This is a genomic window from Pseudonocardia lacus (genome assembly GCF_018531445.1).
Taxonomy (GTDB): Bacteria; Actinomycetota; Actinomycetes; order Mycobacteriales; family Pseudonocardiaceae; genus Pseudonocardia; species Pseudonocardia lacus.
In genome coordinates, this window is the sequence record NZ_JAHDTH010000262.1 from 1 (window position 1) to 9,020 (window position 9,020).

General features: G+C 75.6%; 10 protein-coding genes. 4 read left to right on the forward strand and 6 right to left on the reverse strand.

Annotated elements, in window-relative coordinates; genetic code table 11:
* From KIK08_RS34655 to rimP, 4 genes are all read right to left on the reverse strand, one after another.
* Window positions 1-360, reverse strand: a 360-nt coding sequence (locus KIK08_RS34655; RefSeq protein WP_214407548.1) for a translation initiation factor IF-2 N-terminal domain-containing protein, incomplete at its 3' end; no start/stop codon positions are given.
* A gap of 93 nt (window positions 361-453) precedes the next feature.
* A complete protein-coding gene (locus tag KIK08_RS34660; RefSeq protein WP_214407549.1) occupies window positions 454-744 on the reverse strand; it encodes a YlxR family protein in 291 nt (96 codons plus the stop codon).
* A 146-nt stretch (window positions 745-890) separates the two neighbouring features.
* Window positions 891-1,910, reverse strand: a complete 1,020-nt coding sequence (gene nusA, locus KIK08_RS34665; RefSeq protein WP_214407550.1) for a transcription termination factor NusA — start codon at window positions 1,908-1,910, stop codon at window positions 891-893.
* Window positions 1,907-2,461: a ribosome maturation factor RimP gene (rimP, locus tag KIK08_RS34670; RefSeq protein WP_214407551.1), complete on the reverse strand. Its 555-nt coding sequence runs from the start codon at window positions 2,459-2,461 to the stop codon at window positions 1,907-1,909. Before rimP ends, nusA begins: the two co-directional genes overlap by 4 nt.
* Window positions 2,462-2,748: 287 nt before the next feature.
* Here rimP and KIK08_RS34675 point away from each other — a divergent pair, with 287 nt between their 5' ends.
* Together KIK08_RS34675 and KIK08_RS34680 are read left to right on the forward strand one after the other, a co-directional pair.
* Window positions 2,749-3,225 (forward strand): hypothetical protein, encoded by a 477-nt coding sequence (locus tag KIK08_RS34675; protein ID WP_214407552.1) that lies wholly within the window; start codon window positions 2,749-2,751, stop codon window positions 3,223-3,225.
* Window positions 3,222-3,680, forward strand: coding sequence for a ferritin-like domain-containing protein (locus KIK08_RS34680; protein WP_214407553.1), 459 nt, complete (start codon window positions 3,222-3,224; stop codon window positions 3,678-3,680). Before KIK08_RS34675 ends, KIK08_RS34680 begins: the two co-directional genes overlap by 4 nt.
* 932 nt (window positions 3,681-4,612) lie before the next feature.
* Here KIK08_RS34680 and KIK08_RS34685 read toward each other — a convergent pair.
* A complete protein-coding gene (locus KIK08_RS34685) occupies window positions 4,613-5,641 on the reverse strand; it encodes an aminotransferase class V-fold PLP-dependent enzyme (protein ID WP_214407554.1) in 1,029 nt (342 codons plus the stop codon).
* A 35-nt stretch (window positions 5,642-5,676) separates the two neighbouring features.
* Between KIK08_RS34685 and KIK08_RS34690 the strand changes: the two genes are divergently transcribed.
* Entirely contained in the window at window positions 5,677-6,087 is a 411-nt protein-coding gene (locus tag KIK08_RS34690) for a secondary thiamine-phosphate synthase enzyme YjbQ (RefSeq protein ID WP_214407555.1), read from the forward strand.
* 109 nt (window positions 6,088-6,196) lie between these two features.
* Here KIK08_RS34690 and KIK08_RS34695 read toward each other — a convergent pair whose 3' ends face one another.
* Window positions 6,197-7,021: a protein kinase domain-containing protein gene (locus KIK08_RS34695; protein ID WP_214407556.1), complete on the reverse strand. Its 825-nt coding sequence runs from the start codon at window positions 7,019-7,021 to the stop codon at window positions 6,197-6,199.
* 134 nt (window positions 7,022-7,155) lie between these two features.
* Here KIK08_RS34695 and KIK08_RS34700 point away from each other — a divergent pair.
* Window positions 7,156-9,020 (forward strand): cation:proton antiporter domain-containing protein (locus KIK08_RS34700; RefSeq protein WP_214407557.1); only part of this gene is annotated, 1,865 nt, incomplete at its 3' end.

Here is a 9,020-nt window from a genome sequence, read left to right on the forward strand (position 1 = left end):
CTCCGCGGGGGTCGACGGCTGGGTCTGGGGCGGCTGCGGCCGCTGCGGGGCCTGGGGACCCTGCGGTCCCGGGCGCCCGGGGACGGGGCCGCCGTTCTGGCCGCCTGCGCGCGACGGCATGGCGGTCGGGCGGGGCGCGGGGCCACCGCCAGGACGCGGACGGCCACCACCGGGGCGGGGCCGACCACCGGAGTCGCCCCCGCCGGACACGGACTCCCGGAGCTTGCGCGCCACCGGGGCCTCGACCGTCGACGAGGGGGACTTCACGTACTCACCCAGATCCGCCAGCTTGCTGAGGACCTGCTTACTGCTGATGCCGAGCTCCTTGGCGAGCTCGTGCACGCGGGCCTTGCCTGCCACTGCACTCCCTGTATCTCGGAGGCCGGGCGGCGGACCCGCTCGACCTCGAACCTAGAGTCGAAGCACGTTCATGGTGCGATCTTCACGACTGGCTCATGACGGGTCGACCTTGCTTCCTGGGATGTCGGGCTCAGGAGTTTCCCGAGCCCCGTTCACGGTGCCGATGTGGGCCCGCACACGGGCGGTGTCCAGCGGCCCCCGGACGCGGAACGCCCGCGGGAACGCCGAGCGCCGCTCGGCACGGTCCAGGCACTCGGGGACGGGGTGCAGCCACGCACCGCGCCCCGGGAGCCGCCGCCGCGGGTCCGGGACTACCGCCCCGTCCACCGCTGTGACTCTCAACAGACCGCCGACCTCCGCCCGGCGCCGGCACCCGACGCACATCCGGACCGGTCCCGCCGCAGATCGGTGATCCACCGCGGGGGTCGGACGAGCAGGAACCGGACCCGTACCGAGGTCCGCTTCGGAGTGTAGCGCAGGGACCCGACGGGCTCCCCCCGCGCGGGTCCCGGAAACGCCCGGTGCCCCGTTCAGCCGACCGACTCCGACTCCGGAGCGTCGACGGCGCCGCGCGGGTCGGCGTCGCTGCGGATGTCGATCCGCCACCCGGTCAACCGGGCCGCGAGCCGGGCGTTCTGGCCCTCCTTGCCGATGGCGAGGGAGAGCTGGAAGTCGGGCACGACGACGCGCGCCGTGCGGGTGCGCTCGTCCAGGACGGTGACCGACACCACCTTCGACGGGGAGAGCGCGTTGCCGACGAACGTGGCCGGGTCGTCCGACCAGTCCACGATGTCGATCTTCTCGCCGGCGAGCTCGCTCATGACCCCGCGCACCCGGGCCCCGACCGGCCCGATGCAGGCGCCCTTCGGGTTGACCCCCGGCACGGTCGACCGGACGGCGATCTTCGACCGGTGCCCGGCCTCCCGGGCCACCGCGACGATCTCCACCGAGCCGTCGACGATCTCGGGGACCTCCAGCGCGAACAGCTTGCGCACGAGGTTGGGGTGCGTGCGGCTCAACGTGATCTGGGTGCCGCGCATGCCGCGCGTCACACCGACGACGTAGCAGCGGATCCGCTCGCCGTGCCGGTAGCTCTCCCCCGGCACCTGCTCGGCCTGCGGCAGCACGCCCTCGGTGCCGCCGCCCAGGGCGACGATCACCACGCCGCGGGCGTTGGCGCGGGCGTCGCGCTGGATGACGCCCGCGACGATCTCGCCCTCCTTGGCGGCGAACTCGCCGTAGGTGCGCTCGTGCTCGGCGTCGCGCAGGCGCTGCACGATGACCTGGCGGGCGGTGGTCGCGGCGATCCGCCCGAAGCCCTCGGGGGTGTCGTCCCACTCGGTGTCGACCCCGCCCTCCGGCGAGAGCTCCTGGGCCATCACCCGGACCGCGCCCGTCTTGCGGTCGATGTCGATGCGGGCGTGCGGCTGGTGGCCGTCGGTGTGGCGGTAGGCGGTCAGCAGCGCCGTCTCGATCGCCTCGATGACCGTGTCGAAGGGGATGTCCTTCTCGCGCTCGATGGTCCGCAGCGCGGCGATGTCGACGTTCATGCCGTCTCCTCCTCGGATCGCTGCCGCTGCCCGTCGGCGCCACCGGTCAGCATCCGGACCTCGGCCTCGGGCGCCGGCTTGAACTCGACCTGGACACCGGCGTGCGCCACGTCGTCGTAGCGCAGCTCGCGCAGCTTCCCGCCGACCAACACGGTGACCGCGTCCTCGCCGGCCGCGCCGACCCGGCCGGTCAGGGTGGTGCCGTCGTGCAGGCGCACGGCGACCTGGCGCAGGTGCGCGCGGCGCCAGTGCCGGGCGAGGGTGAGCGGGCGGTCGACCCCGGGCGACGTGACCTCCAGCGTGTACGCCCCGCCGAGCAGGTGCTCGTTGCGGTCGAGCTCCTCGGAGACCGTGCGCGACAGCACCGCGATGTCGTCGAGGTCGATCCCGGTGTCGGAGTCGACGACGACCCGGACGGTGCTGCGGCGCCCCGCGGCCCGCACGTCGAGGTCGTCGAGCTCGAATCCGGCCGCGGCGACGAGCGGTTCGAGCACGTCGCGCAGCTGCCCCGGGGGCTGCTGCGCAGCCCGTACCGGGCGGGGGGAGGACATCGCGGTGCTCCTGTTCTGGCCTGTCTTCGGCGTGCGGGCGGGCGGGCGCGGACCGACGCATCGGTCGCGGCAGGTCCACCAGCCTATCGCGGCCCGCCACCCCGGCCGGCCGCGGAGCACCCACCCGGTGGACGCGCCCCGACGACCCGGGGCACGCCCCTCGCCACCCGGCCCGCGGCCGCCCCGGGGGCTCCTGCCGACGGGTGCGCGGCAGCGGGCTGGCACCATTGTCCCCCCGTCCGCGCCGACCCCACCGGCGCCGCGGGTGGACGTCGTGAGGAGAGTTCGTGAGCGCAACACCCCCGGTCGGGCTCCCCCGCCGCCGGGTGCTGGTCGCCGCGTTGCTCGCGGTGCCCGCAATGACCGGCTGCTCGTTCGGCTCCGGCGCCGACGAGGCGCCCGACCCGCTGATCGCGCTGGCCGACGCCGCCCGAGCGGACGTCGACCTGGTCCGCGCGGCCATCACCGCCGACGGGGGACTCGCCGAGAAGCTGCAGCCCCTGGTGGACGCGCGCGCGGCGCACGCGGCCGCCCTCGACGCCGAGGTCGTCCGCCTCGACCCCGACCGCGCCGACGCCGCCGCACCCACCACCCCCGCCCCACCCCCCTCCCTCGGCCGCGACCCCCTCGCCCGCGTCCGGGAGGCCTGCGAGGCGTCGGGCGCCGCGGCCGCCGCGGCCGCGGTTGACCTGCCGGCCGAGCGGATCGGCCTGGTCGCCTCCGTCGCCGCCTGCTGCTCGACGTACGCGGTGGTGCTCGTATGAGCGCCGACGAGGCCCGCCGGGCCACCATCGACGGCCTGCAGGACGCGCTCGCCACCGAGCACGCGGCCCTGTGGTGCTACTCCCTCGCCGCCGCCTTCCTCACCGGCCCCGCCGCCGAGCAGGCCAACAAGGACGCCCGCGACCACCTCCGCCTCCGCGGCGCGGTCGAACGCACCCTCTCCCGCCTCGGCGCCCCCGCGGTGTCGGCGCAACCCGCCTACGCCACCCCGGAACCGGTCGTCGACGCCGACTCGGCCGCCGGGCTGCTGAGGGTCGCGGAGACCGACGCGCTAGCCGCGTGGCGCTCGCTGCTCGAGCGCAGCACGGACCCCAGGGTCCGGCGGCCGGCGCTCGAAGCACTCACCGACGGGACGCTGCGGTGTGCGCGGTGGCGGGTGGTGACGGGGACGCCGCCGGCGATTCCGCCGTTCCCGGGGCGGAGCGAGCCCACCTGACGCCTCCTGTCTTGGGGGCCCTCCGGCGACTCCTCCCCGGAGGGCGACCTCGGATCAAGCAGGGGTCCGCCGGTGAAGTGGCCGCTCCGCGGCCGGCGAGGGCGGGTGGGGGGCGTCCTCGCAGCGCGGGGTGGGTGTCGCAGCGCTGGCTGGGTCGTCGCAGCCCGCCGGCGGGCTGCGAACACACCGCTGGATCTGCGAGGCGCCCCGATCCCTTGATCGACTCGGCCGGGGAGGCGACCGCGCACGCTCCCGCCGGAGGGCCGCGCGCTCCCGCCGGAGGGCGACCGCGCACACCTGTCGGCCCACCTCACAGAGTCCCCGTGGTCTTCACAGCCTCCCGGAAGCTGCGAAGACCACACCGCCCCTGCGAGGACGCCCCCCAAGCCCGGCACCGAGACCCCAACGAGAGCCGGACCTCCCCCAAGCCCTCCGCCATCACCTCGACGCGCACAGGGCGGGCTTCGGAGGTGCAGCGGCCAGACCGCGGCCACCGTGGCCGGTGTCCTCGCAGCCCTGGGTGGATGTCGCAGCCCCGGCTGGGCCGTCGCAACCCGCCGGCGGGCTGCGAGCCCACCCCTGGATCTGCGAGGCACCCCAACCACAAGATCAACCCGGCTGGGGAGGGCAACCGTGCACACCCGCCCCGGCCAGCGGCGCCGGGACCGGGTCGCGAGCCCGGCGTCCCCCCAAGCCCCCTGCCGTCACGTCGGCGCGCGCAGCGCCTGCACATCCGCCGGGCCCCCGCACCCTCCGATGCCAACCGCCGCCCATGCATGCCAACCGTGCGGGGGCCCGGCGGATGTGCTGCCCTCCGGGGCCGACGGGACGGCAGGGGGCGACCCCCTGCTCGATCAGAGGTCGCCCGCCGCGCAGGCGCCGCCGGAGGCCCCTCAAGAACCCCGCAGGCGCCGCCGGAGGCCCTCAAACCGTTACCCCCGCAACCCCCGCAACGCCATCTCCACATCCACCTCCGTGTTGTAGAGCGCGAACGCCAACCGCGCCGCCCCCGCCCGCGCACTCACCACCACCCCCGCCGAAGTGAGCCGCTCGACCACCCCGTCCCCCGGCACCGACACGATCGCCGACCCGGCGGGGTCCATCCCCAGCTCACCGCGGAACGCGTCGGCCAGCCCGGCGCAGTGGGCGTGCACGGCGGCGCGGTCGAGGCCGAGCAGCCAGGGCAGGGCGACGGCCGCGCCGACGTGGGAGAGCCAGGCCGGGGAGATGCCGAGGCCGCGGGGGCCTTCGGCCAGGCGCAGGGGCAGGCCGTAGGTGCTCTCCCACTGGTCGGCGCCGGCCGACCAGCCGGCCTGGTGGGCGACCGGGTGCAGGCGGGAGTCGGGGGGCAGGGCCATCCAGGCGCAGCCGCGGGGGCTGAGCAGCCACTTGTAGCCCGCGGCCAGCACGGCGTCGGCCCAGGACAGGTCGGCGTCGAACCAGCCGAGGGACTGGGTGGCGTCGAGCACAACCAGGCAGCCGGCCTCGCGGGCCGCGCGCAGGGCCGCCAGGTCGGCCACGCGGCCGTCGGCGGACTGGACGACGCTCACGGCGACCAGGTCGTAGCCGGGGGCGAGTTCGGCGAGCCGCTCCAGCGGCACCTCGTCGACCGTGGTGCCGCGCTGCTGCTGGGCGGCGAACGGCCAGGTCACGCTGGTGAACTCGCCCTCGGCGACGAGCACGCGGGAGCGGTCGGGCAGGCTCGCGGCGAGCAGGCCGAGCTGCCCGGACACGGCCGCGCCCAGGGCCACCCGGTCCGCCGCGACCCCGACGAGCGCGGCGAAGGCGGCCCGGGCCTGTTCCACCGGGGCGTCGAAGTCGGGTGGGCGGGCCGTCCCGCCGCGCCAGGCGTCCACCGCGGCGGCGACCGCGTCGGCGGCCGTGGCGGGCGGGATGCCGATGCTGGCGGTGTTGAGGTAGCCGTCGGGGACGTCGAACTTCTCGCCGTGGGCCGCGCGCATCACCCGACCCTAACCGCCGGGGGACACTGGGTCCCGTGGAAAGCACGTTGATCGAGATCCGGACCGGCTCCCGGGAGAGCGTGGTCGACCTGACCGACGAGATCGCCTCGTTCCTGCGCGGCGTGGGCGCGCGGGACGGCCTGCTGAACGTCTGGGTGCCGCACGCCACCGCCGGGCTCGCGGTGATCGAGACCGGGGCGGGCAGCGACACCGACCTGCTGGCCGCCCTGCGGGAGGTGCTGCCCGCCGACGACCGCTGGTCGCACCGGCACGGCAGCCGCGGCCACGGCCGCGACCACGTGCTCCCGGCGTTCATCGCGCCGTCGGTGTCGGTCCCGGTGCTGGACGGGCGGCCGGCGCTGGGGACCTGGCAGTCGGTGTGCCTGGTCGACACCAACGGCGACAACCCGGTGCGCTCGCTGCGGCTGTCGTTCCTGACCGGCTGAGCGTTCTGGACGGCTGAGCGTTCTGGACGGCTGAGCGTTCTGGACGGCTGAGCGTTCTGGACGGCTGAGCGTTCTGGACGGCTGAGCGTTCTGGACGGCCGGGCGCGGCTCAGCGCGGGAGCTGGGCGATCCGGTCGGCCACCTGCTCGGCGGTGGTCAGCCGGGCCTCGCCCGCCGCGAGGCAGTCGCGGACGAGGGCGGCGTCGGGCTCGTCGAGGGCGGGGTCGATCTCGGCCGGCTTGGCCAGCACCCTGCGGATCGCCAGCAAGGGCTGGGAGTCGGGCAGCTCCCCGTAGAGGCCGGCGCCGCTGAGGGCCCGGTGCGCCGTGGCGCCCAGCGACCACACCTCGGTGCGCCGGGACGGAACCGCGCCGGCCAGGATGTCCGGGTCGGTGTACTCGACGGAGCTGGGCCTGCCCATCCCGGTCATCGTGTTGCCCGGGGTGAGGAAGCGGGTCAGGCCGAGGTCCGACAGCCGCCCGCCGACGGTGCCGTCGGGCTGCTCGGCCAGCCAGATGTTGGTCGGGTTGATGTCGCCGTGGGCCATCCCGGCCTCGTGCAGGGCGTGCGCCGCGCGGGCGGCGTGCTCCAGCGCGGCCAACGTGGCCTCACGGGCCAGCGGGCGGGCCGGGGCGGACAGCGTGCCCAGCGGGAAGTGCTCGGTGGCGTAGACGAACGTGTCCTCCAGGACGGCGTCGTACACCCGGACCAGGTACGGCGAGCTCACCGCCGCGAACGCCCGCAGCTCGCGGACACCCCGGTCGTAGGCCTGCTCGGCGACCCGGTCGCCGAAGACCTTGAGGGTGACGAACTCCTCGTCCAGCCCGAGGCGCTGCGGGGGGCGGGCCACGAAGTAGTGCCCGTGGTTCCCCTCCCCCAAGGCTCGCACGACCTCGTAGTCGGCGATCATCCGTGGCACGACCGTGGCGTCCACCCAGCCTCCAGTGCGTCCGGCCGGCCGGTAGCGGCGGGCCTGCCGATTGTCCCCCCGTGCCGCGACACCGTGGAGCGGGGTCGGCGGGCACTGCTGGTAAACATACGCCCGGTCGATCAGTGGGGGACGTGTCCGTGGATTCTCAGCACATCGTCGCCTACGTGCTGCTCGATGTCGCCCTGGTGGTGATCGCGGCGCGCCTGGTCGGGCGACTGTTCGTCCGGATCGGGCAACCGGCGGTGATCGGCGAGATCGTGGCCGGCATCGCGCTGGGCCCGACGCTGCTCGGGGCGCTGCCCGGCGACCTGGACACGCTGCTGTTCCCGACCGAGGTGCGGCCGTACCTGTCGGTGATCGCGCAGCTCGGGCTGGCGCTGTTCATGTTCATCGTCGGGCTGGAGGTCGACCTCGGGCTCATCCGCGGCCGGCAGCGCGCCGCGGGCTCGGTGGCCATCGGGGCCATGGTCCTGCCGCTCGTGCTCGGCTGCGCGGCGGCGCTCGTGCTGCACCCCCACCACGACGTCAACGCCGACGGCGAGCCGATCCCGCTGCTGGCGTTCGTGCTGTTCCTCGGCGTGGCGATGTCGATCACCGCGCTACCGGTGCTGGCGCGCATCCTGACCGAGCGCGGCATGCACCGGACGTCGACCGGTGTGCTGGCGCTGGCCGCCGCGGTGATCGACGACGTGATCGGCTGGACGCTGCTGGCCGTCGTGGTCGCGGTCGCCGCCGGCGGCAGCCCCTCCGGGGTCGGCTGGATCATGGGCATGACGGCGCTGTTCGTGCTGTTCATGTTCGTCGTCGTGCGCCCGCTGCTCGCCCGGATGGTGGCCTGGCACCGGCGCGTCGGCCGGCTCACCCCGGACATGCTCGCCGTGGTGCTCGCCGGGCTGCTGCTCTCGGCGTGGGTGACCGACCTGATCGGCGTGCACGCGATCTTCGGCGCGTTCCTGTTCGGCGCGGTCATGCCCCGCCGCGACGCCGGCCAGCTGTCCAGGGAGATCCTCGGCCGGCTCGAACAGGTCAGCCTGTCGCTGCTGCTGCCGGCGTTCTTCGTGGTCGCCGGGCTGCAGGTGGACGTGGGCGGGATCGGGCTGTCGGGCCTGTGGCAGCTCGGGCTGATCCTGCTGGTGGCGATCGGCGGCAAGGTGCTCGGCACGGTCGCCGGGGCGCGGGTGCAGCGGCTGCCGCGCCGCCAGCAGTGGGCGCTGGGGCTGCTGATGAACACCCGCGGGCTGACCGAGATCGTGATCCTGCAGGTCGGGCTGCAGCTCGGGGTGCTCGACCCGACGATGTTCACGCTGATGGTGGTCATGGCCCTGGTGACCACGATGATGACCGGCCCGCTGGTGCGTCGCGTCTTCCCCGACCGCGTGCTCAACCGCGAGCTGGCCGCGGCCGAGGCCGCCGAGCAGGCCGCGCTCGGCGGGCCGGTGTCGTTCACCGTGCTGGTGGCGGTGCCCGAGGAGGCCGACGCCGCGCGCCGCTGCGCCGAGCTGGGCCGCGCGCTGACCGGCCTGGAGGAGCCGGCGCGGGTGGTGCTGTGCCGGCTGCTGCCCTCGGCCGCTCCCCTGGAGATCGCCGGCGGGATGGGCGCCGAGCTCGCCGTGCTGGCCCAGTCGGGCGACGAGTTGCGGGCGCTGGCCGCCGAGCTGGACGCGGCGGGCACGCCCGCCTCCGTGGTGGCCCGCTTCTCCGCCGATCCGGCGACCGACCTCGCCGCGCTCGCCGGCCGGCTCGACGCCGACGTCGTCCTGCTCGTCGAGGAGGATGTCGCAGCCGACGCGGCCGACGACCCGGACGCGCCGACGACGTCGGACACGGCCACCCGGCTGCGGGCGCTCGACGCGGTGCCCGAGGTGACGGTGGTGATCGCCGACGCGGGCGCCGCGGCGGGCGGCACCGGGGTCGGCGTCCTCGTCGACGGCGGGGCGGGCGGGCGCGCCGCGGTGCGGGTGGGCGCCCAGCTGGCCCTGCGCTCCGGGGTCGGTCTGGCGGT

Bases quoted from the DNA above. Each gene is read 5' to 3' on its own strand.
- KIK08_RS34660 (WP_214407549.1), bottom strand. From the start codon at position 744: ATGTGCGTCGGGTGCCGGCGCCGGGCGGAGGTCGGCGGTCTGTTGAGA.
- nusA (WP_214407550.1), bottom strand. From the start codon at position 1,910: ATGAACGTCGACATCGCCGCGCTGCGGACCATCGAGCGCGAGAAGGAC.
- rimP (WP_214407551.1), bottom strand. From the start codon at position 2,461: ATGTCCTCCCCCCGCCCGGTACGGGCTGCGCAGCAGCCCCCGGGGCAG.
- KIK08_RS34680 (WP_214407553.1), top strand. From the start codon at position 3,222: ATGAGCGCCGACGAGGCCCGCCGGGCCACCATCGACGGCCTGCAGGAC.
- KIK08_RS34685 (WP_214407554.1), bottom strand. From the start codon at position 5,641: ATGCGCGCGGCCCACGGCGAGAAGTTCGACGTCCCCGACGGCTACCTC.